The sequence below is a fragment of the Psychrobacillus sp. FSL H8-0487 genome (assembly GCF_038008385.1).
GTDB classification, from domain to species: Bacteria; Bacillota; Bacilli; order Bacillales_A; family Planococcaceae; genus Psychrobacillus; species Psychrobacillus psychrotolerans.
In genome coordinates this window covers 2277463-2302124 of the sequence record NZ_JBBOZA010000001.1, presented here as the reverse complement: position 1 = coordinate 2302124, position 24662 = coordinate 2277463, and the positions used below count along the sequence as shown (strand labels likewise).

The window sequence follows — 24662 nt, the reverse complement described above, 5'->3', positions numbered from 1 at the left end:
ATAGATTTGAAAAGATGGTTTGCTGTAATAGGAAATCCGATATCACATTCCTTTTCACCTACAATGCACGAAACATGGTTAAAACAGCTAGATATAGATGCAAGTTATATTCCAATACATGTTGAACAAAATAATTTAGAGCAAGCAGTTAAGTCTTTAAAGCTTTTAGGATGTAGTGGTTGGAATGTAACTGTTCCTTTTAAAGAAGAAATTATTCCGTTTCTGGATGAAATAGATGATTCTGCAAGAGGAATAGGAGCAGTAAATACAGTTGTGAAAACATTAGACAATAAATATGTTGGGTTTAATACCGATGGATTAGGTTTTGTTGAATCCCTCGGAGCCATTTTACCTGAGCAAAATATATTGTTGATTGGGGCTGGAGGAGCTGCACGCGGAATAGCTCATGCTTTCAAAAGTCTTGGTTATACACAGCTAACGATAGCGAATAGAACGTTAGAAAAGGCCAAAGTACTTGTGGAAGAACTACAGACCGGACAAGTGTTGACTCTGGAAGAAGCTGAAAACACATTAGACACGTTTGATATCGTTGTTCAAACGACGTCATTAGGCATGAAAACTAGTGTAGCATCCTTACCAATTCAACTAAATCGGTTAAAAGAGAATGCAATTGTTGCAGATATCGTATATAATCCTTTAGTTACCCCTTTTCTAGAGGAAGCGAAGAAAAACAATGTTCGAACAATTAATGGTCTAGGAATGCTTGTACATCAAGGAGCACTGGCCTTCTCATATTGGAATGGAACCAAGCCTGATACTGACGGGATGATCCAACAATTGATAGAGCAAATAGGAGGAAATTATGTTAACAGGTAAACAAAAAAGATTTTTACGTAGTCAAGCACACAATCTATCCCCGATTTTCCAAGTCGGCAAAGGTGGAGTGAACGATGCGATGATTAAACAAATCGGAGAAGCACTAGAAGTTCGTGAATTAGTTAAAATTAGTATTTTACAAAACTGTGAAGAAGATAAGCAGGAAGTGGCAGAAGCACTTGCAAAGGGTACTAGAGCAGAGCTAGTGCAACTGATTGGTTTAATGGTAGTGCTTTATAAACCATCTAAAAATAACAAACGAATCGAGCTTCCAAAAGCGAGTCGTGCATGAGAAAAAAAGTAGGGATTTTAGGTGGGACTTTTAACCCGCCGCATATTGGACATTTAATCATTGCAAATGAAGTACTCCACGCGTTGAACCTAGATGAAGTGTGCTTAATGCCAAATGCTAACCCTCCTCATAAAGAAATTCAAAATAGAGTCACAGCTGAGCAACGTCGAACTATGGTGGAATTATCAATACAAGACGTGCCGAAGTTAAAAATAGAAACGATTGAAATCGATCAAGGTGGTACATCTTACACTTTTGATACGATGGAACTTCTTAGAAGACGTGAACCAGAAACTGAATTCTATTTTATTATCGGTGGAGATCAAGTGGAGGATTTACCTAAGTGGTATCGAATCGAAGATCTTATTCAAAATGTGCATTTAGTAGGAGTGCCAAGACCAAATAAATCGCTCGAAACTGCATATCCTATAGTAACTATAGAGATACCTCAAATCGATATATCTTCTACGACCGTACGAAATCGAATAACACACGGCGAAACTACCAAGTTTCTTATAAGTGATGCTGTTCGAGAATACATCCGAGAGGAGAAGTTATATGAAGCATGAATATTTACTGGAGCAGATGAAAAGTCGAATGCCTGAAAAGCGTTTTATACATACAAGGGGTGTAGCTGAAACAGCTATTCAATTAGCCGAGTTGTATGGGGAAGATCCTGAAAAAGCAGAGATTGCGGGAATTTTACATGATAGTGTAAAGTACGCCGAACAAGAATGGCTGAGGTCTATCATTGTTTCACAAAATATGAATCCGGTATTATTGGATTTTAATCATGAATTATGGCATGCTCCTGTTGGAAGTTATGTTGCTAAAACAGAATTTCAAATTGCGGACGAGGATATATTGAAAGCTATTGAGTTCCACACAACAGGTCGAGCTGGTATGTCCAAGTTAGAAAGAATAATTTATGTTTCAGATATGATAGAGCCTAGTCGGAAATTTTCTGGAGTCGAACCTTTACGGGAAAAAGCAAAGATCGATTTAGAAGAAGCGATGACCAGTTGTATAAAGCATAGTATTTCATTTTTAATAGAAAAAAAACAACCGGTATTTCCGGATTCATTTCATTGTTACAATGATTTGATACAACAGAGAGGAAAAGTGAAAGAATGACATCTTCAAATTCATTAGTAGAAATCGCTTTTAAAGCAGCGGACGATAAAAGAGCAGAGGATATTGTCGTATTAAATATGCAAGGAGTTTCTTTACTTGCTGATTACTTTTTAATCTGTCATGCAAACTCAGATCGTCAAGTTCAAGCTATAGCAAAAGAACTAGAGGACCAAGCTTTCAAAGCAGGATTTAGAGTGAAACGATTAGAAGGTTTTGATGAAGCAAGATGGATTTTAGTCGATATGGGTGACGTTGTAGCACATGTATTCCACAAAGATGAACGTGCTTATTATAATTTAGAAAGACTTTGGGGAGATGCACCAATGATCGAAGTTGGGCAAGATGCTTAATGTCTACCTATGAACAATTTGCTTATATTTATGATTCATTAATGTCCGACATTCCGTACAATAAATATGCGGAATGGGTACAATCGAATGCTCCGCTGAATACACCCAAAAGATTAGTCGATATTGGCTGTGGAACAGGGGTTCTTAGTATCCAATTTGCTAAAGCAGGATATGAGGTTATAGGTGTAGATTTATCAGATTCTATGCTTACAGTTGCTCAAAATCGAAGCTTTGAAAATGGAACGGACATCACTTTTATCTGTCAGTCAATGGCGGATCTTGAAGGTGTAGATGAGGTAGATGTAGCGGTTATTGCTATAGATTCTCTAAATTATTTAGAGACATTAGAAGAAGTGGAACAGACATTTAAACGTTTGTTTGCTTCTTTAAATCCAAATGGACAATTGTTTTTTGATGTCCATTCACTTTATAAAATGGATGTAATTTACCCAAATGGTCCTTTTACGTACGAAGATGAGGAAGTTGCTTATCTTTGGCATACGGAACCAGGGGTAGAGGAGCATTCTATTTATCATGATATTACTTTTTTTGTTCGTGATGAATCAGGTTATTATGAACGCTTTGAAGAATCCCATTATCAACGTACGTATTCCATAGAAACTTTTACTAATCTCCTTGCAAAAGTAGGATTTTCTTCCGTGAATGTGCGTGATGATATTTTTGGAAAGCCTTCAGAAGAAGTGGATAGATGGTTTATCCACGCTGTGAAATAAGAAAAAGAGCCCTTTATCAGGCTCTTTTTTTAAAGGAAATAAATAAAAACGTCTTGTAAACACTGGTTTTATAGGGCTTGAAAGAAAGAGAAATACTACTGATTTCGGCCTCAGATGGTCACTTTCCGCGGGCTTGGCTTCAGCCTCCTCGTCACTACGGATCATTATTTATTTTAATATAATGCACCTACATTTACGTGGTTTTATATCCAATTATCCGAATATATAAAGTGAATCTAGTTGATTAGAGCGCAGAGCGGCGACTCCCGTGGCCACGGAAAGCGTCCACTCGGAGCGGAAATCAACGGCATATCTACGTTTCTATTTTTAGAAGTTCGGGCGTCTTTTTATCCAGTTTTTTTATTCACCTGTTTCTGCGTCGTTGCTCTACCTCCAAAACATGAAAGTGTATTGTAACGGAAATAAGCAGTGGATAATTGATGGACAACTACCTTACCCGCTCGATATCTATTTATTTTTATTGTTTTATTTCGATTATTTCCATAAAAATAACTCTTTTCAACTAGAGGTAAATTTAGTATAGTCTTCTTAACTCCATATAATTACCTCTTATGAAAGAGGCTGATAAATCTGCTCCAACTATTCATCCAAAAATATAAGAAAAAGCTATTACTCCCAGTAGTAGTTATAGGAATAATACTGTTTATCAGTATTCAATCCTTTTTAAAATCGGCAACCCCCCAAGCCGATTTCATTCCAACTATCCCTTTAAAAGAAAATCTTACTGTAGAAGAAACAATTGAATATGTAGAAGACCCCATAGTATTCGTAGAAGTAAAAGGTGCTGTGATGAAGCCAGGAGTCTATGAGCTTTCTGAAGGAGACCGTGTGTTAAAGGCGATTGAAATGGCTGGAGGTTACATAGAGTCTAGTAATTCCAAACATATCAATCATGCAGAGCGTGTAAAAGATGAAATGGTTATTTATATTCCAAAAGAAGGCGAAGAAGTAGAAGAATCACCTTTAGCTACTAACGGCAGTTCACAGTCATCATTAGTGAACATAAATAATGCAGATGCCACAGTTCTGACTACTTTACCTGGTATTGGTGTTGCTAAGGCGGAGGCTATTATTGCTCATCGGGAGCAGTCTGGAGCCTTCAAGGAAAAACAAGATTTGACGAAAGTGACAGGTATTGGACAAAAGACATTTGAGAAACTCGAACCATTAATAACGGTAAAATAATAAATGCATTATTGATGTTTCTTACACAAACTACTACACTTAAAGAAATATTATTTTGGGGGTAGTTATATGGAGAGAATTACTTGGGATCAATTTTTCATGGCTCAGAGCCATTTACTTGCACTAAGAAGCACATGTACACGTCTTGCTGTTGGTGCAACGATTGTTCGTGACCGCCGTATTATGGCTGGAGGATACAATGGATCTATTTCTGGTGGCGACCATTGTATTGATCATGGATGTTATGTTGTAGATAACCATTGTGTTCGAACGATACATGCAGAGATGAATGCTCTTTTACAATGCGCTAAGTATGGGATTACAGTAAGTGGCGCAGACTTATATGTCACTCATTTCCCGTGTCTTCCATGCACAAAATCGATTATTCAATCTGGTATTAGTCGTCTCTACTATGCTCAAGATTATAAAAACAACACCTATGCCATTGAATTATTAAACAAAGCTGGAGTCGAGGTTATTTATGTGCCTTTTGATGAAAGAAAGATAGACTTTCTAAGTGATGAAAAAGTTGCGCTTTACGCAGAGCTGATTTCAAAGCTAAGAGAAAAAGGAGCCAGTAGTGAAGAAATGGAACCATATGAAAAGAAGGTGGCTGACCTATTTGGATTAACAACTTCCGTGGGAATTTAATATATATTGCAATAACAGCTATAATCGGTGTAATAGCTGCATATGAATCTACCCTTATCCTTTTTTTCCTGATTATAATTCTACTTCTGCTTTTATATAAACAGTTTCCGATATCTTTAATAGTCATTGCTTTAAGCGTTGGAGTCGGTTGCTTTTTTTGGACGGAGGAGAGGATGCCTGTTCTTCCATCTGAGCAAAGAGTCACTGAAATTACATGGACTGATACTTATCGCATCAATGGGAGCACTATGAGGGGTTTTGCTATATCGGAGAACAAGGATAAGTGGTATGTTCAATTAAAACTTGAAAGTGAGCAACATAAGGAAGCCTTCCAAAGACATTCGCTTGCCGGTTTGACTATGAATGTTGTGACAGAAGAAACTCCTAATAGACCTAAGGCACATATATATGCATTTGATATGGAAAGTTATTTAAAAAGTAATGGTTCTGTTGGACAACTTCAGATATCTCAATACGAACTACTTGAACAGAAATCGGGTTTTATAACGTTTATGGCAGGGCAACGTTTTAAAATGAAGCAGCATATCCAGGAACACTTCCCAATATCCCTCCAAGCAGAGGCTGAAGCGCTTCTAATAGGAAGTAGGGAGCAGATGTCCACTGATATGCAAAAAGCCTATGAGACGCTCGGTATAACCCATTTATTCGCTATTTCAGGTCTCCATGTTGCGTTAATCGTTTGGTTAATCTATGAAATGATGATTCGTTTGGGTGTAACGAGAGAAACAGCGAACTGGTTGCTTATAATTACTTTACCTTTATATGCTTTGTTTGCAGGTGGAGCTCCTTCCGTTTGGAGATCCGTTTCGGTGACAGAAATTGTACTGATTTCAATGCTTTTACAAAGAAAAATAGCTATAGATGATGCTTTTTCGCTAAGTATTATCGGATTTGTTTTTTTAACACCTTGGATTATATTCCAAATTGGTTTTCAACTCTCCTATTTAGCCGCTTTTTCCCTTATTTTCTCCTCCATATTATTGAAATCAAGTCATTATTATTTATTTCAATCCTTTATTATTACTGCAGTTTGCCAACTCATCGTATATCCCATTCTTCTTTATCACTTTTATGAAGTTTCTATTTCTTCTTTTCTCGCAAATTTAGTTTTTGTTCCGTTATTTTCTTTTGTCATTTTACCCCTCAATCTTTTGATTCTATTGCTAACCTTTATTTTACCGTCTATCTCAGAAGTATTATTTCTTTTCTATGAACCTGCTAGAGGGATGCTAGATATCTTCATTTTGAAGTTAGGTACTCTACCATACCAGATGTGGAATCCGGCTAAACCTGCTGTTGAAATAGTATTAATAGCATATTTAAGCGTATGTTTTTTACTTGTTTCTTTAGAAAGAAAAAAGAGTAGGTTTATAAGCATCATCTTATTCTTATTCGTTATAGGATTCATTCAGATTTCACCTTATTTCGATTCCTCTACAAGAATTTCTTTTGTAAATGTCGGACAAGGTGACTGCATCCTCATTGAAATGCCTTTTCGAAAACAAATAATTATGATTGATACTGGGGGATTATTAAGGTTTGATCAAGAAAGTTGGAAGCAAACAAATGAACCATATGAAATTGGTCGGCAGGTTGTATTACCTTTTTTAAAAGGAAAAGGGATCAATACTATCGATACGTTAATTATTACGCATGCAGATGCTGACCATATGGAAGGTGCAGAAGAAGTATTGAGGGGAGTAGTAGTTAAAGAAATTCATATTACACCGGGATCTGGGGAGAAGGAAGTGATGAATGATTTGTGGATGGAAATTGAGAAACGAGGAATCCCGGTATACGAAAAGAAAGCAGGAGATATTATCGTTTCAGATTATTTTCACTTTCAATATTTATATCCAATGGATGAAATATATGAAGGAAATAATGACTCCCTTGTGCTTTCTATGAGAAATAATTACTTTCATGGATTATTCATTGGTGATTTAGAGGAACAAGGTGAGTTGGATTTGGTGGAGTATTATTCACATATATTACACCAAATGGATGTCTTAAAAGTGGGGCATCACGGCAGTAAAACATCTAGTATTGAACAGTTTTTGACATTAGTACAACCAGATGTAGCGATTATCCAAGCTGGATTTGAGAATCGATATGGTCACCCTCATCCGGAAGTAGTGGAGCGATTAAGAAAATTAGATATTCCCTATTTACAGACTGGAATGAACGGTACAATCGAAGTCAAAATTAATAAAAGTGGAGACATGTCTGTTATGATTCCATAAAGTAAACGAAAAAAGGGTTTTACCTTCACAAGGCAAAACCCTTTTCATTTTCAATCAGGATGATTGAAGAATATCTCACTAATTGAAGTTTACTTTATCGAGCTACGAACTCAATAACTGTTGCAATAACAAACATGATTGCAAAAAAACCAAAGGAGACTACAAAACCTACACCAGAATCGATCGCGTCGTTACGTTTCGACTGGACATTTTGTTCAAATTCATTCATTGTTACCCCTCCTATTTCCACCTTATTATAAAGGATTGCCTATGAAAAATCTATAAACAAACTTTTCTTTTTCTAGTTAGGCACATAATGTCACAATTTATCCATGTATTTACGATATAATGAAATTTAACTATACATAGCAGGGAGCACTTAATATGATTTCAGAAAAGTGGATGCAAATATCCAATAATAACATTTCTTCTGTGTATTTATTATACGGGATAGAAGCGTATTTTATCGAAGAAACTTTAAAAAGAATTAAAAGACAATTAAGTGACCAAGGCGAATTAGAAGTGATCACTTTTGATATGGAGGAAAGCAAAGTCGACGAGGTGATGTATGAGGCGGATACTATTCCTTTCTTTTCAGATAAGAAACTTGTAATTGCCAAAAATGCTTTCTTCTTAAAAGCAACGGAAAAAGGAAAAGAAAAAATAGCTCATGACACATTGAGTCTAGAAGAGTGGCTTAAATCACCTTCACCATCGGCAATAACCGTTTTTATAGCACCATATGAGAAACTAGATGAACGCAAGAAAATCACCAAGGCAATGAAGCAAGCGGCAAATGTAATAGAGTCAGCTAGTTTACAGGTTCATGACTTAAAAGGGTGGATTTTACATGAACTTTCTTCCCATGGGAAAACGATGTCTGATGGGGCGATAGATTGCCTAATTGAACTTGGAGGAACCGATCTTGTACATCTGCAAACGGAGCTAACAAAAATAGCTACATATGTTGGTGAAGAGCCAGAAATTGATGTGGATACTATCAAGAAGCTTTTAGTTCGGACATTAGAGCAGGATGTTTTTACACTAGGAAATGCATATCTTTCGGGCAATAAGAGTGTTGCGATTGAAATTTATCACGATTTATTAAAGCGAAAAGAAGACCCATTGAAACTAAATGCATTAATAGCAACGCAAGTTAGATTAATGGTGCAAGTTAGTCATTTAAAGAAAAAAGGCTATCATGCACAGCAGATTGCCAATCAGTTGAAAGTACATCCATATCGAGTTAAGTTATTAATAGATCACCCTATGCTTCACAATGAACAAAAACTATTGCAAACACTGAATGATCTAGCAACAGTCGATTTGCAATTAAAGACACTCAATATAAACCGTGATCGCATCTTAGAGATGTTTTTGTTGAAATAGAGAAATTTGTAGATGAAAGAGATTCGATAACTGTTAATAGGGGGAGTAATTGATGAAAATAACTAAATTTATATTAGCATTAATTATTATTATTTTTTCAAGTTACAGTCTTTTAAGTAAAAATTTCGAGTCACTGCCTTTTATGATGTTCTTCTTAGGTGCGTTTATGCTGCTCTCAGGTTTATCTGAATTTCAGAAAGACAGAAAAAGATTTGAAGGGTACATGTTCATGGCGGTTTCTATATTTATTTTCTTTGTTTCCATACAGGGGTTTTTATTGAATTAATGGAAAAAAAGACTCTAAAATTATTTTTGGGGGACCTAAAATGTTCGATACAATAGATTACTTACAATTAGGAAATGAAAAACAAATTAATGCTTATAATGCTATTAGTAATTTAGAAATAATGGCTGACTTAAGGGAATATAACCCAACACTTTGTGGTACATTTCCCATTGGAATTGATATAGTAAGTTCTGATTTAGATATTATAATGGATGTCTCTGATTTATTGCTGTATGAGAAAAGGATTGAAACATTGTATGGAGGTAAAGAAAAATTCTTTTTAAAAAGGCTAATAATCAGAGGGGTCCCAGTAGTTAAAGCAAAATTTGTATTTGGCGGGTTTGAATTTGAATTATTCGCTCAATCGCAGCCCGTAAAAAAACAGTACGCTTTTCTACATATGATAATTGAAAATGCTTTATTGGAACAATTTCCCTACATTAGAGCTGAAGTAATACGATTAAAAAAAGAAGGTATGAAAACTGAGCCTGCTTTTTGTAAAATTTTTGACTTAGATGGAGACCCATATGAGAGTTTGTTACAGTATGGAAGACGTTTGGAAATTATTTAAGTAATGGATGAATTAGATAAAAATGTATCTTATTCTCTTTTCAATCGTATAAAAGTTAAGGAGGGGATATAAATGCAATATACCTTAGTATTATTCATTTCAGTATGTTTGATGCAAATAATAATTTTGACGAATATCACTCTTTTTGATGGACAACTGAATGGAATTACAATGTGGTTATGTACTGCTATTTTTATCTTTTCTGCCACCGTATTTGGTTTAAGTAGAAAACCTGTTATGGATTCAAAGAGGAATAAATATGAAAATTAATACTTATTTTATTCAATTAGCTAGCACGATTATTGTTATTTTTGGAGGCACTTTTACAATTCGTTATTTTAGAGCTGGAGAACTTTTATTAGATCAACTTATTGGAGCAATGGTTGGTATTTTGCTTCTAATGGCAACAATTATTTGGAAAAAGTCTTTGTTAAGCAAACCGTTGCTAAAGTGAACTATAAAATATGTATACTTTAGTGAAGCTACCTCTTATGAATTTGTAGGTTTAGCTGTATTTGAGAATGAGAAACCATTTGGATTTGAAAATGGTTTCTTTTTTTACGTCAAAAATTAATGAAGCACACACCCTTCTAGCATGAAAAAGAACGAGCATCCGCAAAATACTTATAATAGTAAAGGAATTGTGAAACTTTTTGAATATTCTAACGTAAATTAGTACAATTATTTATAAATTTACGATTGGGAGGGATAAAGATGAATATTGTATTTATGGTGATTTTTGCAGGTATTGCTATTACCGTTGTATATAAAATAGCCCATCTCATCTATTTAGTATTTAAACTCGGTTTTAGCTTAGAAGTGATTAAATTCATACTCATCATTGGACTCATGGCTACCTTTGCAGTATTTATATTAGTAGCAACAGATTTTAGTACAGCAAGTTTCCTTATTTCGTCACTAATTGGTGGCGGTATTTTACCCTCATTATTTGAAATTACAAAGATGAAGCCAAAATCTCATTATGGAGATAAGAGACCTGTTACCGTATCAGCAAGCACCTATGCATGGAGTTACTATGGTGGAGGAAATGGGGATTGTGGAAATGTAGGTATTAGTAGCGGCAGTAGCGCTAGTTTTCACGGAGATAGCGGTAGTGGAGGGGATTGTGGTGGCGGTGGAGGAGAATAACATCGCCCACTTCTCAATATCAGATCTTATTCTATTAAAATCTTTGGAATAAAAAATAAAGACTATCCAAAAAAATCGGATAGTCTTTTTTTTATTACGCTTTTTTCATTAATTGAGACTTCTTACGAGAAGCTACGTTTTTATGAATTAATCCTTTAGAAGCTGCTTTTTCAAGTTGTTGAATTGCAGTTTTAATAAGATCTTGTGCGTTTTCTTCGTTATTAAGAGCAGCAGTATCAGCTTTTTTTACAGCAGTACGCATTGCTGATTTTGCTTTTGCGTTTTGAGTGTTTAATCTCTCATTTGTCTTAACACGTTTAATAGCGGATTTAATGTTCGGCATACCTTTCACCTCCTAAATAGGTCTGAGATGATACATTTCTTTCTAATACAACAAGCATTATTTTAACAAACACAAAAACAAATTGCAATATATAAATGCAAAGAATATTTACTTGACACTTCGACCACACTAAAAAAGAGGTGATTATATGTGGGGAAGAACTGATTTATTAGACGAATCGGATGAAATGGTAAAGCATCGAACTGGTGGCGAAAAAAACACATTAAAAAACTCCGAGGGCATTTCATTCGACGAAAATCGAGAGGGAGCAGTACTTATTACATCCATTGAGGTAAATGAAGAGGGAGAAAAGAAACTAGGAAAGAAGAAGGGTAAGTACATTACTTTAACAGATTTGACGGTGAGTCCAGATGAGGAAGATAGCTTCAAGCCAATAGAAAAAATATTTATTCAAAAGCTTAAAGAAATACATCAAGATTTAAATCTTTCGAAGGATTCCAAGATATTAATCATAGGACTAGGTAATGCAACTATTACGCCTGACGCAATTGGTCCGAAGGCAATAGAGTATTTGCAAGGTTCTTCTTTGACTCAAAATACAGAGAAGATAAAGGTGGTAATGTATGCACCAGGAGTAACAGGACAAACCGGATTTGAAACGAGTGATTTTGTCGAAGCGATTAGTAAAGCATATAAACCAGATTTAATCATTGTATTAGATGCTTTAGCAGCTAGGAATAGCGAACGCTTATGCAAAACGATTCAGCTGACGAATACAGGGATACATCCAGGATCAGGTGTTGGTAACCAACGAAAAGAGATTTCAGAAGAGGTATATGGTGTTCCTGTCACAGCTATTGGGATTCCAATGGTTGTAGATGGACCGGTTTTATATGCAGATGCAATGGAGCAGGTAATTCACTATATTGCCTCAAAGGTGGAGGAAAAAGGGAGTCCCTCTGCTGCATTAGCAGTTACTCCAATGGTGTCTAGCAAAAAACCAACCATAGATAAATCTGTACTACAGCCGATTTTTGGAGAATGGGTTACGTGGTCTACAGACGAAAAAAGACAATTATTTGAGGAAGTATTTGTTGGTAAGAATCCATCATTGTTCGTAACCCCTAAAGAGACGGATGCATGGGTGGAACACTATGCATATTTACTTTCAAATGGCATAGAAAGTTGGATAACAACAAGATAAACTGTTCTAAAATTACTGCTCTCTTCATACGATTGTGTGAGGAGAGTGGAAATTATGGCTAAGTCCTTAAAGAATGTAGTTAGCATTTTATTACTTTTATTTTTAGCACCTATTATTATTGCAACCGTCCAAACGCCTCTTTTTCCGCAACAAAAGCTTCAGACAGCTACAGAACAAGAAGCACCCCCGAAAGAAGAAAGTAAGACAGCGGTTGTATATGCTGCACAGTTAGATACAAAAACTGCTGCTGTTTCCGAAATTTTGGAACCCAAAAAAGCTTTTGTCTATTTTACCCATTCTCAAGAAGCCTTTAAGCCCATGCTAGCTGCTAAAGGTGACAAAATTGCAACTTATCATCCGGAAAACAATATTACTTCTTTTCAAGAGCAGATAACTTCTCAATTTGCATTTCATCAATTAGAAACGGACATATTGGGGCCTGAGACTACAGGAGATGCGAGGCAGTATAATTCGATACGGCCTTTTGTTCAGGAAGCATTGGCGCATGATGAGTATGATATTGTCTTAGACCTTCATAGAGATGCAGTTAAGGCAGACATAGCTACTCTTCAAGTTGGGGATGAGAGTTATGCCAAGATATATATTGTAGTTGGTGGAGAACATGCCAACCACAAATGGAATGAACAGCTAGCTAATAATCTTTCTATCCAATTAAATAAATTAGTCCCAGGGATTTCTAGAGGTGTAGTAGTGAAATCTGGAAAAGGTGTAAATGGTGTATATAACCAGGATTTATCGAAGAATGCTATTTTAATAGAATTAGGCGGAATCGATAGTACAGAAGTGGAAGTAAATAGAACGATTGCTATTTTGGCAAAAGCTGTTTCAAATCTTTTTCATCAACAAATTACATCCTAACATTGATGAATCGCTTGTTCACTGCTATAATTCATTATAGTTTAATTAGGAGTGAACAAGCATGAATAATGATGAGAGACTGGCACGACAGAAAAAAATACGTAACTTTTCGATTATAGCGCATATCGATCATGGGAAATCTACCCTTGCGGATCGTATATTAGAAAAAACACAAACTGTAACATCCCGAGAAATGCAAAATCAATTACTCGATTCAATGGATCTAGAACGAGAACGCGGGATTACCATTAAATTGAATGCTATTCAATTGACTTATAATGCAAAAGACGGCGAAGAGTATATCTTCCATCTTATTGATACCCCTGGACATGTCGATTTCACTTATGAGGTGTCTCGTAGCTTAGCAGCATGTGAAGGAGCTATTTTAGTTGTAGATGCAGCACAAGGGATTGAAGCGCAAACACTTGCAAATGTTTATTTGGCTTTAGATAACGACCTGGAAATCCTTCCTGTTATTAACAAAATCGACCTTCCAGCAGCTGACCCCGAACGTGTTAGAGGCGAAGTGGAGGATGTTATTGGTCTGGATGCTTCCGAAGCGGTATTAGCTTCCGCAAAAGCAGGAATTGGTATTGAAGAAATTCTGGAACAAATTGTAGAAAAAGTGCCTGCTCCAACTGGAGAACCAAATGCACCATTAAAAGCATTAATATTTGACTCCTTATTCGATCCTTATCGTGGAGTTATCGTATATATCCGTATCATAGATGGAACAGTAAAACCAGGTGACAAGATTAAAATGATGTCATCAGGTAAAGAATTTGATGTTGTAGAAACGGGTGTATTTACCCCTAAAACAACACAACGTTCTGAACTGACTGTTGGTGATGTTGGTTTCTTAACAGCTTCTATGAAAAATGTAGGGGACTCGAGTGTTGGGGATACGATTACATTAGCTGACAACCCTGCTACTGAAGCTTTGGCTGGATATAAAAAGATGAATCCAATGGTATTCTGTGGGTTGTATCCAATCGATAATACAAAATATGTTGACTTACGTGATGCTTTAGAAAAATTACAATTGAATGACTCCGCACTTGAATTTGAGCCAGAGACTTCCCAAGCATTAGGTTTTGGGTATCGCTGTGGTTTCTTAGGTCTCCTACATATGGAAATCATTCAAGAACGTATTGAACGAGAATTCAATATTGATCTAATAACTACTGCTCCAAGTGTTATCTATGATGTGAAACTTACGAATGGAGAAATCCTAAAAGTGGACAATCCTTCCATGATGCCAGAATCACAAAAAGTAGATAAAATTGAAGAGCCATATGTTAAAGCATCTATTATGGTCCCAGAAGAATATGTTGGTTCCGTTATGGAACTGTGTCAACGCAAACGTGGGAACTTTGTAACTATGGACTTTTTATCAAAAGCTCGTGTGAATATTATTTATGAAATTCCACTATCAGAAATTGTGTATGACTTCTTTGATGCATTAAAATCAAGTACAAAAGGATATGCTTCTTTTGACTATGATTTAATAGGCTATAAAGAATCCAAATTAGTTAAAATGGACATTTTACTAAACAGCGAAAAAGTGGATGCACTTAGTTTTATCGTTCATAGTGACTTCTCCTATGAACGCGGTAAGCTAATAGTCGAAAAACTTAAGGCATTAATACCGAGACAACAGTTTGAAGTTCCGGTACAAGCAGCTGTCGGGCAAAAAATTGTTGCTCGTTCCACTATTAAGTCAATCGGTAAAAACGTTTTAGCTAAATGTTACGGTGGCGATATCTCTCGTAAACGAAAACTTCTAGATAAACAAAAACAAGGTAAAAAACGGATGAAACAAGTAGGTTCTGTGGAAGTTCCACAAGAAGCTTTCATGGCTGTTCTGAAAATGGACGAGCCAAATAAATAATAAAACGAAGGGGGAGGCACTAGCAGCCTCCTTTTTCCTATATGGAAGAAGAAAGTAGGGATAGTTATGGTACGAGGCGTATATATACATATTCCTTTCTGTCATCAAATTTGTAATTACTGTGATTTCAATAAATTTTTCTTTCATAACCAACCGGTAGATGAATATATTGAATCACTTGGAAAAGAAATGGCATTGTGGGCAAATGATTTACAAAAAGCAGAAATTGAAACGATATTTATTGGGGGTGGTACTCCAACTTCTTTATCAGTAGACCAATTAGATCGATTATTAGAGCTGATTACCACATATATACCAATGGAGCATGTCACAGAATTCTCATCGGAAGCTAATCCAGATGAGCTGACACTTGATAAAATGCAAAAGATGCGCGAATTCGGTGTGAACCGGTTAAGTATGGGAGTCCAAACCTTTGATCAGGACCTTTTAAAAGTATTAGGAAGAACCCATTCGAATGATCATGTCTATGAAGTGATTAATCATGCCAAACAAACTGATTTCCCTTCGATAAGTATAGATTTGATGTATGGACTTCCAAACCAAACGATGGATCAATGGAAAGCATCCTTGCAGGAAGCATTCCGCTTAAAAATTCCACATATTTCGGCTTATTCATTGTTAGTTGAGCCAAAAACAATATTTTATAATCTACTATCCAAAGGGAAACTCTCTCTTCCAGGAGAAGACTTAGAAGCGGAGATGTATGGTTATCTTTTAGAGGAAATGCAAAGTCATGGTTATATTCAATATGAGATAAGTAATTTCGCATATGTAGGAAAAGAATCAAAACATAATTTACTTTACTGGAATAATGATGAATATATCGGTTTAGGTGCTGGTGCTCATGGATATGTGAATGGTAAGAGATACTCCAATCATGGACCAATAAAAAAATACATGCAGACAATCGATACAGGGGAACAACCTCTTATGATGCTAAAAGAAGTGACAAACGTGGAAAAAATGGAAGAAGAAATGTTTCTTGGTTTACGTAAGAATGAGGGTGTATCACTTGCAAAATTTGAGGAAAGATATGGTCTAACCCTTCGTGATGTTTACGGAAAAGAACTAGATGAGCTACTTCAGAGGGAATTATTAGTTCTGGAAAATAATTGTGTAAGACTGACTTCCCGTGGAAGGTTTATGGGAAATGAAGTGTTTCAATATTTCTTGAAATAATTAAAGCTAAATCGTTGACAGTTTTCTGTAGATTTGATAAGTTTTATATGAGTATTAGCACTCTCTTTGAACGAGTGCTAACAGAGGTGATAATCATGCTAACAAACAGGCAATTATTAATATTGCAAGTAACGGTAGATGATTTTATCGATACCGCTCAACCAGTTGGATCTCGTCAGCTTTCGAAAAAGGAGGAAGTACCATTTAGTCCTGCTACTATTCGAAATGAAATGGCAGATTTAGAAGAAATGGGCTTTTTAGAAAAAACACATACTTCGTCTGGTCGTGTGCCTTCACAAAAGGGATACCGTTATTATGTCGATAATATGTTAACTCCACAAAGAATTTCGCAAAGTGAGATAAAACAAATTCGTTCTATCTTTGAGGAACGAAAGGTGGAGACGGAGCAAATAATTCGCAAATCCGCTGAAATTATATCGGAACTAACGAATTATACCTCTATTATGTTAGGCTTAGATGTGAGAAAACATCGTGTTAAACGATTTTCGATTGTACCACTTTCCAGTGATTCTGCTGTAGCGATAATTGTTACAGACAGTGGTCATGTAGAGAATCGACTATTTTCTATCCCTGAAAATTTTCAGGCATCTGATATCGAACGTATGATCAATCTGATCAACGAACGTCTAGTAGGGGTATATTTGCATGAACTCCCTGCAATGCTAGAGGCGGTAACGCTAAATGTGCTGCAACAAAATAACGGTCGTCTGAATAATCTTTTTGGATCGCTTAACCAAGCGATGACTATTGAGCATGAAGACAAGGTGTATTATGGTGGGAAGTTACAAATATTGAACCAACCAGAATTTAATGATGTAGAAAAAGCACGGAGTATTATGAATTGGATGGATCATGTAAACCAAATTCCAGGTATTTTCCATTTGGATAAAAAGGGAATTCAAATTCGCATTGGATCAGAAAACAATGATCTTGCCATGGAGGGATGTAGTGTTATTACTGCCTCATATGGTATTGGTGAAGAGCAAGTGGGTTCGATAGCGATTATTGGTCCGACTCGAATGGATTATAGGAGAGTCGTGTCATTACTAGATGTCATGAGTAGTGATTTATCTAGAGAATTATCGAAAATATTACATGGACATCAAGGATAAGGAGAGTTCCGAACAATGTCAGAAATCAAAGATGAAAACTTAGAAGAGCAAGAAGTAAAAGAAACTATTCAAGCAGAGTCTGAACAGCCGAAAGAAGTTGCGGAAGAAGTAGATGAACTAACTCTGGCTAAACAGCAAATCGAAGAAGAACAAGATAAGCTTATTCGTCTTAGAGCGGACTTTGAGAATTACAAGCGTCGGGTACAATTAGACAAAGCAGCGGATTATAAATACCGTGCTCAATCCGTTTTAACGGATATTCTGCCTGTGCTTGATAATTTTGAACGTGCACTTGCAGTTGAAACGACTTCTGAAGAAGCAGCTTCTTTAGTTAAAGGAGTAGATATGGTTTACCGTACTCTTCTAGAAGCAGTTAAAAAAGAAGGTTTGGAAGCAATCGAAGCAGAAGGTGTAGCATTCGATCCGAACTTCCACCAAGCTGTTATGCAAGAGCAAGATGATTCAAAAGAATCCGGAGTAGTGCTTCAAGAGTTGCAAAAAGGGTACAAGTTAAAAGACCGAGTATTAAGACCTTCCATGGTCAAAGTAAACGAATAAATCATTTTCATCATTACTTATTTTTATGAAATTAATTGGAATACCCAAAAAAGAATAGCTAGTTATATATTAGGAGGAAAATTAAATGTCTAAAATTATTGGTATTGACTTAGGAACAACAAACTCATGTGTATCTGTATTAGAAGGTGGAGAACCAAAAGTAATTCCGAATCCAGAAGGTAACCGTACGACTCCATCTGTTGTTGCTTTTAAAAATGGTGAAAAACAAGTTGGGGAAGTTGCAAAACGCCAATCTATCACTAACCCTAATACAATCGCTTCAGTTAAGCGTTTAATGGGTACGAACGAAAAAGTTTCAGCTGAAGGAAAAGATTACACTCCACAAGAAGTATCAGCAATGATTCTTCAATATTTAAAAGGATTTGCAGAAGAATACTTAGGTGAAAAAGTAACGAAAGCTGTAATTACAGTTCCTGCTTACTTTAATGATGCAGAGCGTCAAGCAACTAAAGACGCTGGTCGTATTGCTGGACTGGAAGTAGAACGTATTATTAACGAACCTACTGCTGCTGCACTTGCATACGGTTTAGATAAAATGGATCATGACGAAAAAATTCTAGTATATGATCTAGGTGGCGGTACATTTGACGTATCTATCCTTGAGCTTGGCGATGGCGTATTCGAAGTACTTGCTACAGCAGGGGATAACCGTCTTGGTGGAGATGACTTTGACCAAGTATTAATGGATTACCTAGTACAAGAATTCAAAAAAGATAATGGTATCGACTTGTCTAAAGACAAAATGGCTGTACAACGTCTAAAAGATGCTGCTGAAAAAGCGAAAAAAGATTTATCGGGTGTAACATCAACTCAAATCTCTCTTCCTTTCATCACTGCAGGAGAAGCTGGACCGCTTCACTTAGAAGTAACGATGACACGTGCGAAATTTGACGATTTAACTGCTCATTTAGTTGAACGTACAATGGTACCAACTCGTCAAGCGATGAAAGATGCTGGATTATCTGCTTCTCAAATCGATAAAATCATTCTTGTTGGTGGATCTACTCGTATTCCTGCTGTACAAGACGCTATTAAAAAAGAAACTGGAAAAGAGCCGCATAAAGGCGTAAATCCTGATGAAGTAGTAGCAATGGGTGCTGCTGTACAAGGTGGAGTTTTAACTGGTGATGTAAAAGACGTTGTACTACTTGACGTAACACCACTTTCTTTAGGTATTGAAACAATGGGTGGAGTATTTACTAAGTTAATCGAACGTAATACAACAATCCCTACTTCAAAATCACAAACATTCTCGACTGCAGCAGATAACCAACCTGCCGTTGATATTCATGTACTTCAAGGTGAACGCCCAATGTCTGCAGATAACAAAACACTTGGACGTTTCCAATTAGCAGATATTCCACCAGCACCACGTGGAGTTCCACAAATCGAAGTTACTTTCGATATCGACAAAAATGGTATTGTAAATGTTAAAGCAAAAGACTTAGGTACTCAAAAAGAACAAAATATTACAATTCAATCGAATTCTTCCCTTTCTGACGAAGAAATCGAGCGTATGGTAAAAGAAGCTGAAGCAAATGCAGATGCTGATAAAGTACGTAAAGAAGAAGCTGAAGTGAAAAACGAAGCGGATCAATTAGTGTTCATGACTGAAAAAACATTGAAAGATTTAGAAGATAAAGTGTCAGAAGAAGAGAAAAAATCTGCTGAAGATGCTAAAGAAGAGTTAAAAGCTGCTTTAGAAGCTGGAAACTTAGAAGACATCAAAACGAAAAAAGATAAATTAAATGAAATTGTACAACAACTTACGATGAAATTGTATGAACAAGCACAAGCAGATGCTGCAGCTAATGGTGAACAAGCTGGTCCAACTGATGACGGTGTTGTAGATGCTGAATTTGAAGAAGTAAACGACGATAAAGACAAGTAAGATTGTTGAAGTGTCGGTAAGCAAAAAGTCAAAGACCGGTTCCGGCTTTGGCTTTTCTTACTGTATAGGCAAAACAGGAATGTCTTATTTCTCATTATTGATATTCAAGCATATATGATTTTAAAGTCATATTCTTAGGTTGAAACAGGCATGATCCGAATGATTAAATTTTCAAAGTTTTGCTATTAGGATTTTGTACATGGTACAATTATTCCTATGTGCAAGTTAACAGAGCAGGAGAGTGAAAGATGAATAAACGTGATTATTATGAGGTTCTTGGTGTATCTAAGAGCGCAACTCAAGACGAGATAAAAAAAGCTTATCGTAAACTTTCAAAACAATTCCACCCAGATATTAACAAAGATGCTGGAGCGGAAGACCAATTTAAAGAAATTTCCGAAGCATACGAAGTATTAAGTGATGAACAAAAACGGTCATCTTACGACCAATTTGGTCACGCAGGTCCAAACCAAGGATTTGGTGGATTTGGTGGCGGTAGTGCTGATGGATTTGGTTTTGAAGATATTTTTAGTTCATTCTTCGGTGGTGGCGGAGGTTCAAGAAGACGTGATCCCAATGCTCCAAGAAAAGGGAATGATCTTCAATATTCCATGACTATTGAGTTTGAAGAAGCGGTATTTGGTAAAGAAAGAGAAATAGAAGTATCTAAAGAAGAAAACTGTGAAACATGTTCTGGCTCAGGTGCAAAACCTGGTACAAAACCAGAAAAATGTTCACACTGTAATGGTCATGGTCAAGTAAATGTCACACAAGATACGCCATTTGGCCGCGTTCAAACTAAACGCGCATGTAATCACTGTCAAGGAACAGGGAATATTATTAAAGATAAATGTACTACATGTCATGGTAAAGGCGCAGTTAACAAACGCAAAAAAATTAAAGTTACCATCCCAGCAGGTGTGGATGATGGGCAGCAGCTTCGTGTAAGTGGTCAAGGTGAACCTGGAGCAAATGGTGGACCAGCGGGCGATTTATATATCGTTTTCCGTGTTAAAGCAGATCCACGTTTTGAACGCGATGGCGACGATATTTATTACGAGCTACCTTTGACATATGCACAAGCAGCTCTTGGTGATGAAATTGAAGTTCCAACAGTCCAAGGAAAAGTAAAACTTAAAATTCCAGCTGGAACTCAATCACAAGCCAATTTCCGTTTAAAAGGAAAAGGTGTTAAAAACGTTCATGGCTACGGTGTTGGGGATCAACATGTAATAGTAAAAGTAATTACGCCGAAAAAGTTAACAGAAAAACAAAAACAATTATTACGTGAATTTGCAGAAATCAGTGGAGATATTCCAGAAGAGCAAGGCAGTTCATTATTTGATAAGATCAAGAAGACATTAAAAGGCGAATAAAGGAGTTGGCGCAAGTGAAATGGTCTGAACTATCCATCCATACTACAAATGAAGCGGTTGAAGCGGTAAGTAATATTTTGCATGAAGCTGGTGCAAGTGGTGTAGTTATCGAAGACTCAGATGAATTAGGAAGAGAAAGAGAAGATTTATTTGGTGAAATTTATAGCTTAAACCCAGATGACTTTCCGGTAGATGGTGTACGTGTGAAGGCTTATTTAGCTGAAACAAGTTTCTTATTAGAAACAGTGGAAGAGATCAAACTTGCTATCAACAATTTAACAAACTTCGACATAGATCTAGGACATAATGTTGTTTCTGTTCAGGAAGTAGACGAAGAGGATTGGGCTACGGCATGGAAAAAGTATTACCATCCTGTGAAAATATCTAATCGATTTACTATCGTACCGACTTGGGAAGACTATGAGCGAGTGAACACGGATGAACTAATCATCGAACTTGATCCTGGAATGGCTTTTGGAACAGGTACGCATCCGACAACAGTTATGTGTCTACAAGCGTTGGAGAAAACGGTTCAAACAGATTCAAGTGTAATTGATGTAGGGACTGGATCTGGGGTACTTTCTATCGGAGCAGCAAAACTAGGAGCTTCTAAAATTCATGCGCTAGATTTGGATGAAGTAGCTGTTAGATCTGCAATAGAAAATATTGCTTTAAACAAAGTAGACCATATTGTTCGTGTAACACACGGTAATCTTCTAGATAATGTGGACGAACAAGCAGATATAGTCGTAGCGAATATATTAGCAGAAATCATCATGACATTTACGGATGATGCATTCACTATTGTAAAAGAGGGCGGATTATTCATCACTTCCGGAATCATTGCTACGAAAAAAGATGATGTAAGAGAATCATTACAACATGCAGGATTTGAAATTGAGGAAGTCATGATGATGGAAGATTGGGTAACAATTATTTCGAGAAAACCTGTTAAATAAAGGAGATTGTCATGCAACGTTATTTTACAAATGAACCTATAAGTGAGAATAATACAGTGACAATTACCGGAGATGATGCGCATCATATGATTCAAGTGATGCGCATGTCACCAGGTGATCTAGTTTTTGTTGTGGCTAATAACCAAACATATACGATGGAAATTTTAGATGGGTCTTCAAAAGCTGTCCATTTAAAGGTTAAAGAGGTTCTACTCAACACCAATGAAATGCCAAAGCAAGTGTCAATTGTTTGCGGTCTACCAAAAGGAGACAAGCTGGAATTGATCACGCAAAAAGCAACAGAACTGGGAATGTACGAACTCTATCCATTTGAAGCAAAAAGATCTATCGTGAAATGGGATAAGTCTAAAAACGAAAAGAAAGTAGCTCGATTGCAAAAAATTGCTAAGGAAGCAGCTGAGCAATCACATCGTTCTACCATTCCACAAATACATAATCCAGTCTCTATAAAAGAGTTAGTTGAATTGTCCAAAGCATACGATGTAAAGTATGTGGCGGATGAGGAAGACGCCAAAACTGATGAACGACAAAAGTTTGCTGAACAATTAAAAAACGTGTATGATAAACAATCGATACTCATCGTATTTGGTCCAGAAGGTGGGCTCGATCGAGCAGAAATAAAGCTATTATTAGATAATGATTTTCAGACAATTGCGCTAGGACCTAGGATTCTTCGAACTGAAACTGCACCGTTATATGCGCTGTCAGCAATTTCTTATGAATTTGAATGAAAGAGGTGTGAGAACTTGTCATCCGTTGCATTCCATACGTTAGGTTGTAAAGTAAATCACTATGAAACTGAAGCCATTTGGCAATTATTTAAGGAAAATGGGTATAGCCGGACTGAATTTGAAAAACAGTCAGATGTATATGTTATTAATACCTGTACTGTCACGAATACGGGAGACAAAAAAAGTCGTCAAGTTATTCGTCGTGCTGTTCGTCAAAACCCAGATGCTGTTATTTGTGTGACTGGTTGTTATGCTCAAACTTCTCCTGCAGAAATTATGGCAATACCAGGAGTAGATATAGTTGTAGGTACACAGGAAAGAACCAAAATGTTGGATTATATTCAACAATATAAAACAGAACGTAAACCTATCAATGCTGTAGGGAACATTATGAAAAATCGAGTATATGAAGAATTGGATGTACCATCATTCACAGACAGAACTCGAGCATCCTTGAAAATTCAAGAAGGCTGCAATAACTTCTGTACTTTTTGTATCATCCCTTGGGCTCGTGGACTTATGCGTTCAAGAGATCCACAAGAAGTAGTGAGACAAGCGCAACAATTAGTAGATGCTGGTTATATGGAAATAGTTCTGACAGGTATTCATACAGGTGGATACGGGGAAGATCTAAAAGATTATAATTTAGCACAACTTTTAAGAGATATTGAAAACAATGTAAAAGGCTTAAAACGACTGCGTATTAGCTCGATTGAAGCAAGTCAATTGTCAGACGAAGTAATTGATGTTTTAAGAGATTCTAAGATTGTGGTAAGACATTTGCATATCCCTATTCAATCTGGTTCGGATACTGTATTGAAAAGAATGCGTAGAAAATATACAATGGAATTTTTTGCGAATCGCTTAGATCGTTTAAGAGTTGCTTTACCAGAACTTGCGATAACATCGGATGTTATTGTTGGTTTTCCAGGTGAAACAGAGGAAGAATTCATGGAGACATTTAACTTTATACGTGACCAAAAATTCTCTGAACTGCATGTTTTCCCATACTCAAAACGTACAGGAACGCCTGCCGCAAGAATGGAAAACCAAGTGGATGAAGATGTGAAAAATGAACGAGTACACCGATTAATCACATTAAATGATCAATTGGCGGTAGAATATGCTTCTAGATTTGAAGGGGAAGTACTTGAAATTATACCGGAGGAAGCTTATAAACTAGATTCAGCTGCTAATATGGTTGAAGGCTATACAGATAACTACCTAAAGGTTGTCATTCCTGGATCTGAGGATTTAATAGGGAAATTAGTTCGTGTGAAAATCACAAAAGCTGGTTATCCCTACAATGAAGGACAATTCGTTCGTGTTCTAGATGAAGTTGCAGAATTAGTATAAATATAAAGCCGGTGATTAATATTTCACCGGCTTTTTTATTTGAAATTAGGAGGTGCTGTATTGGAAGTGACGGCTTTACTACCAGGTTTGCTATTTATATTTTATTTCGTTCCCTTAATTTTTGTTATTTGGTTTATGGTTACAATTGTAGGGCAACTCAAGGCCCAAACAAAGCTACTAAAACAAATTCATGAGAAAATAAAAATTCCAGAATAAATAGCCATATAGAGAGAAAAATACTATTGACCCTCAAAGTAACCACTATGCTTGCACTT

General features: G+C 36.4%; 29 protein-coding genes. 27 read left to right on the top strand and 2 right to left on the bottom strand.

Translation table 11 applies throughout. The annotated features are described in order from the left end of the window. The first annotated feature begins 6 nt into the window (after positions 1-6). From aroE to MHI47_RS11730, 9 genes are all read left to right on the top strand, one after another. Positions 7-837: a shikimate dehydrogenase gene (gene aroE / locus MHI47_RS11770; RefSeq protein WP_340830931.1), complete on the top strand. Its 831-nt coding sequence runs from the start codon at positions 7-9 to the stop codon at positions 835-837. Next, positions 824-1129 carry a ribosome assembly RNA-binding protein YhbY gene (gene yhbY / locus MHI47_RS11765; protein ID WP_093537069.1) on the top strand — a complete coding sequence of 102 codons (306 nt, stop codon included), beginning with the start codon at positions 824-826 and terminating at the stop codon, positions 1127-1129. The genes aroE and yhbY overlap by 14 nt, the downstream gene beginning before the upstream one ends. Further along, positions 1126-1698, top strand: coding sequence for a nicotinate-nucleotide adenylyltransferase (locus MHI47_RS11760; protein ID WP_340762762.1), 573 nt, complete (start codon positions 1126-1128; stop codon positions 1696-1698). Before yhbY ends, MHI47_RS11760 begins: the two co-directional genes overlap by 4 nt. Then, positions 1688-2263: a bis(5'-nucleosyl)-tetraphosphatase (symmetrical) YqeK gene (yqeK, locus tag MHI47_RS11755; protein ID WP_340830930.1), complete on the top strand. Its 576-nt coding sequence runs from the start codon at positions 1688-1690 to the stop codon at positions 2261-2263. The genes MHI47_RS11760 and yqeK overlap by 11 nt, the downstream gene beginning before the upstream one ends. After that, positions 2260-2613 carry a ribosome silencing factor gene (gene rsfS / locus MHI47_RS11750; RefSeq protein ID WP_093537072.1) on the top strand — a complete coding sequence of 118 codons (354 nt, stop codon included), beginning with the start codon at positions 2260-2262 and terminating at the stop codon, positions 2611-2613. Before yqeK ends, rsfS begins: the two co-directional genes overlap by 4 nt. Then, complete coding sequence (locus tag MHI47_RS11745; protein WP_340769615.1) at positions 2613-3347, top strand: class I SAM-dependent DNA methyltransferase; 735 nt, start codon at positions 2613-2615, stop codon at positions 3345-3347. Before rsfS ends, MHI47_RS11745 begins: the two co-directional genes overlap by 1 nt. A gap of 582 nt (positions 3348-3929) precedes the next feature. Next, positions 3930-4553 carry a helix-hairpin-helix domain-containing protein gene (locus MHI47_RS11740; protein ID WP_340832048.1) on the top strand — a complete coding sequence of 208 codons (624 nt, stop codon included), beginning with the start codon at positions 3930-3932 and terminating at the stop codon, positions 4551-4553. A gap of 69 nt (positions 4554-4622) precedes the next feature. Next, positions 4623-5204 carry a ComE operon protein 2 gene (locus MHI47_RS11735; protein WP_093538481.1) on the top strand — a complete coding sequence of 194 codons (582 nt, stop codon included), beginning with the start codon at positions 4623-4625 and terminating at the stop codon, positions 5202-5204. A 173-nt stretch (positions 5205-5377) separates the two neighbouring features. After that, positions 5378-7468 carry a DNA internalization-related competence protein ComEC/Rec2 gene (locus MHI47_RS11730; protein WP_340830929.1) on the top strand — a complete coding sequence of 697 codons (2091 nt, stop codon included), beginning with the start codon at positions 5378-5380 and terminating at the stop codon, positions 7466-7468. A gap of 94 nt (positions 7469-7562) precedes the next feature. Here MHI47_RS11730 and MHI47_RS11725 read toward each other — a convergent pair whose 3' ends face one another. Then, positions 7563-7697 (bottom strand): YqzM family protein, encoded by a 135-nt coding sequence (locus MHI47_RS11725; protein ID WP_090563866.1) that lies wholly within the window; start codon positions 7695-7697, stop codon positions 7563-7565. Between the two features lie 155 nt (positions 7698-7852). Between MHI47_RS11725 and holA the strand changes: the two genes are divergently transcribed. From holA to MHI47_RS11695, 6 genes are all read left to right on the top strand, one after another. Then, on the top strand, positions 7853-8857 hold the full coding sequence (gene holA / locus MHI47_RS11720; RefSeq protein WP_093538482.1) for a DNA polymerase III subunit delta: 1005 nt from the start codon (positions 7853-7855) through the stop codon (positions 8855-8857). 52 nt (positions 8858-8909) lie between these two features. Continuing rightward, positions 8910-9143, top strand: coding sequence for a DUF3953 domain-containing protein (locus MHI47_RS11715; protein WP_340762758.1), 234 nt, complete (start codon positions 8910-8912; stop codon positions 9141-9143). A 40-nt stretch (positions 9144-9183) separates the two neighbouring features. Beyond that, complete coding sequence (locus tag MHI47_RS11710) at positions 9184-9714, top strand: DUF4269 domain-containing protein (RefSeq protein WP_340830928.1); 531 nt, start codon at positions 9184-9186, stop codon at positions 9712-9714. Between the two features lie 72 nt (positions 9715-9786). Then, positions 9787-9984, top strand: a complete 198-nt coding sequence (locus tag MHI47_RS11705) for a hypothetical protein (protein WP_340762755.1) — start codon at positions 9787-9789, stop codon at positions 9982-9984. Then, on the top strand, positions 9974-10168 hold the full coding sequence (locus tag MHI47_RS11700; protein ID WP_093538486.1) for a hypothetical protein: 195 nt from the start codon (positions 9974-9976) through the stop codon (positions 10166-10168). Before MHI47_RS11705 ends, MHI47_RS11700 begins: the two co-directional genes overlap by 11 nt. 260 nt (positions 10169-10428) lie before the next feature. Then, a complete protein-coding gene (locus MHI47_RS11695) occupies positions 10429-10863 on the top strand; it encodes a hypothetical protein (RefSeq protein WP_340762753.1) in 435 nt (144 codons plus the stop codon). A 94-nt stretch (positions 10864-10957) separates the two neighbouring features. Here the strand turns inward: MHI47_RS11695 and rpsT are convergent, their stop codons facing one another. Further along, positions 10958-11206 (bottom strand): 30S ribosomal protein S20, encoded by a 249-nt coding sequence (gene rpsT / locus MHI47_RS11690; RefSeq protein WP_093538488.1) that lies wholly within the window; start codon positions 11204-11206, stop codon positions 10958-10960. 148 nt (positions 11207-11354) lie between these two features. Between rpsT and gpr the strand changes: the two genes are divergently transcribed. The 12 genes from gpr (at position 11355) to MHI47_RS11630 (ending at position 24603) form a co-directional block, all read left to right on the top strand. Then, entirely contained in the window at positions 11355-12371 is a 1017-nt protein-coding gene (gene gpr / locus MHI47_RS11685; protein ID WP_340762751.1) for a GPR endopeptidase, read from the top strand. Positions 12372-12425: 54 nt separating this feature from the next. Continuing rightward, positions 12426-13250 carry a stage II sporulation protein P gene (spoIIP, locus tag MHI47_RS11680; RefSeq protein ID WP_093538490.1) on the top strand — a complete coding sequence of 275 codons (825 nt, stop codon included), beginning with the start codon at positions 12426-12428 and terminating at the stop codon, positions 13248-13250. 61 nt (positions 13251-13311) lie between these two features. Further along, positions 13312-15141 carry a translation elongation factor 4 gene (gene lepA, locus MHI47_RS11675; RefSeq protein ID WP_340830927.1) on the top strand — a complete coding sequence of 610 codons (1830 nt, stop codon included), beginning with the start codon at positions 13312-13314 and terminating at the stop codon, positions 15139-15141. 66 nt (positions 15142-15207) lie between these two features. Beyond that, positions 15208-16341: a radical SAM family heme chaperone HemW gene (gene hemW / locus MHI47_RS11670; RefSeq protein ID WP_340830925.1), complete on the top strand. Its 1134-nt coding sequence runs from the start codon at positions 15208-15210 to the stop codon at positions 16339-16341. A gap of 95 nt (positions 16342-16436) precedes the next feature. Continuing rightward, on the top strand, positions 16437-17474 hold the full coding sequence (hrcA, locus tag MHI47_RS11665) for a heat-inducible transcriptional repressor HrcA (RefSeq protein ID WP_340830923.1): 1038 nt from the start codon (positions 16437-16439) through the stop codon (positions 17472-17474). Between the two features lie 15 nt (positions 17475-17489). Continuing rightward, on the top strand, positions 17490-18032 hold the full coding sequence (gene grpE / locus MHI47_RS11660; protein ID WP_340830922.1) for a nucleotide exchange factor GrpE: 543 nt from the start codon (positions 17490-17492) through the stop codon (positions 18030-18032). Positions 18033-18117: 85 nt separating this feature from the next. Beyond that, positions 18118-19944 (top strand): molecular chaperone DnaK, encoded by a 1827-nt coding sequence (gene dnaK, locus MHI47_RS11655; RefSeq protein WP_093538495.1) that lies wholly within the window; start codon positions 18118-18120, stop codon positions 19942-19944. 248 nt (positions 19945-20192) lie between these two features. Beyond that, positions 20193-21320, top strand: coding sequence for a molecular chaperone DnaJ (dnaJ, locus tag MHI47_RS11650; RefSeq protein WP_340830921.1), 1128 nt, complete (start codon positions 20193-20195; stop codon positions 21318-21320). A gap of 14 nt (positions 21321-21334) precedes the next feature. After that, positions 21335-22279 carry a 50S ribosomal protein L11 methyltransferase gene (gene prmA, locus MHI47_RS11645; RefSeq protein ID WP_340762746.1) on the top strand — a complete coding sequence of 315 codons (945 nt, stop codon included), beginning with the start codon at positions 21335-21337 and terminating at the stop codon, positions 22277-22279. Between the two features lie 11 nt (positions 22280-22290). Continuing rightward, positions 22291-23031 carry a 16S rRNA (uracil(1498)-N(3))-methyltransferase gene (locus MHI47_RS11640; RefSeq protein WP_340830920.1) on the top strand — a complete coding sequence of 247 codons (741 nt, stop codon included), beginning with the start codon at positions 22291-22293 and terminating at the stop codon, positions 23029-23031. 15 nt (positions 23032-23046) lie between these two features. Then, on the top strand, positions 23047-24387 hold the full coding sequence (gene mtaB, locus MHI47_RS11635) for a tRNA (N(6)-L-threonylcarbamoyladenosine(37)-C(2))-methylthiotransferase MtaB (protein ID WP_340830919.1): 1341 nt from the start codon (positions 23047-23049) through the stop codon (positions 24385-24387). A 60-nt stretch (positions 24388-24447) separates the two neighbouring features. Further along, positions 24448-24603 carry a hypothetical protein gene (locus tag MHI47_RS11630; RefSeq protein ID WP_340832105.1) on the top strand — a complete coding sequence of 52 codons (156 nt, stop codon included), beginning with the start codon at positions 24448-24450 and terminating at the stop codon, positions 24601-24603. The last annotated feature ends 59 nt before the right edge of the window (positions 24604-24662 follow it).

Bases quoted from the DNA above. Each gene is read 5' to 3' on its own strand.
- MHI47_RS11695 (WP_340762753.1), top strand. From the start codon at position 10,429: ATGAATATTGTATTTATGGTGATTTTTGCAGGTATTGCTATTACCGTT.
- MHI47_RS11735 (WP_093538481.1), top strand. From the start codon at position 4,623: ATGGAGAGAATTACTTGGGATCAATTTTTCATGGCTCAGAGCCATTTA.
- MHI47_RS11715 (WP_340762758.1), top strand. From the start codon at position 8,910: ATGAAAATAACTAAATTTATATTAGCATTAATTATTATTATTTTTTCA.
- spoIIP (WP_093538490.1), top strand. From the start codon at position 12,426: ATGGCTAAGTCCTTAAAGAATGTAGTTAGCATTTTATTACTTTTATTT.
- MHI47_RS11640 (WP_340830920.1), top strand. From the start codon at position 22,291: ATGCAACGTTATTTTACAAATGAACCTATAAGTGAGAATAATACAGTG.
- MHI47_RS11705 (WP_340762755.1), top strand. From the start codon at position 9,787: ATGCAATATACCTTAGTATTATTCATTTCAGTATGTTTGATGCAAATA.
- MHI47_RS11730 (WP_340830929.1), top strand. From the start codon at position 5,378: ATGCCTGTTCTTCCATCTGAGCAAAGAGTCACTGAAATTACATGGACT.
- gpr (WP_340762751.1), top strand. From the start codon at position 11,355: ATGTGGGGAAGAACTGATTTATTAGACGAATCGGATGAAATGGTAAAG.
- MHI47_RS11710 (WP_340830928.1), top strand. From the start codon at position 9,184: ATGTTCGATACAATAGATTACTTACAATTAGGAAATGAAAAACAAATT.
- MHI47_RS11725 (WP_090563866.1), bottom strand. From the start codon at position 7,697: ATGAATGAATTTGAACAAAATGTCCAGTCGAAACGTAACGACGCGATC.
- yqeK (WP_340830930.1), top strand. From the start codon at position 1,688: ATGAAGCATGAATATTTACTGGAGCAGATGAAAAGTCGAATGCCTGAA.
- MHI47_RS11700 (WP_093538486.1), top strand. From the start codon at position 9,974: ATGAAAATTAATACTTATTTTATTCAATTAGCTAGCACGATTATTGTT.
- hrcA (WP_340830923.1), top strand. From the start codon at position 16,437: ATGCTAACAAACAGGCAATTATTAATATTGCAAGTAACGGTAGATGAT.
- yhbY (WP_093537069.1), top strand. From the start codon at position 824: ATGTTAACAGGTAAACAAAAAAGATTTTTACGTAGTCAAGCACACAAT.
- holA (WP_093538482.1), top strand. From the start codon at position 7,853: ATGATTTCAGAAAAGTGGATGCAAATATCCAATAATAACATTTCTTCT.
- grpE (WP_340830922.1), top strand. From the start codon at position 17,490: ATGTCAGAAATCAAAGATGAAAACTTAGAAGAGCAAGAAGTAAAAGAA.
- MHI47_RS11745 (WP_340769615.1), top strand. From the start codon at position 2,613: ATGTCTACCTATGAACAATTTGCTTATATTTATGATTCATTAATGTCC.
- lepA (WP_340830927.1), top strand. From the start codon at position 13,312: ATGAATAATGATGAGAGACTGGCACGACAGAAAAAAATACGTAACTTT.
- hemW (WP_340830925.1), top strand. From the start codon at position 15,208: ATGGTACGAGGCGTATATATACATATTCCTTTCTGTCATCAAATTTGT.
- MHI47_RS11760 (WP_340762762.1), top strand. From the start codon at position 1,126: ATGAGAAAAAAAGTAGGGATTTTAGGTGGGACTTTTAACCCGCCGCAT.
- rpsT (WP_093538488.1), bottom strand. From the start codon at position 11,206: ATGCCGAACATTAAATCCGCTATTAAACGTGTTAAGACAAATGAGAGA.
- rsfS (WP_093537072.1), top strand. From the start codon at position 2,260: ATGACATCTTCAAATTCATTAGTAGAAATCGCTTTTAAAGCAGCGGAC.
- dnaJ (WP_340830921.1), top strand. From the start codon at position 20,193: ATGAATAAACGTGATTATTATGAGGTTCTTGGTGTATCTAAGAGCGCA.
- dnaK (WP_093538495.1), top strand. From the start codon at position 18,118: ATGTCTAAAATTATTGGTATTGACTTAGGAACAACAAACTCATGTGTA.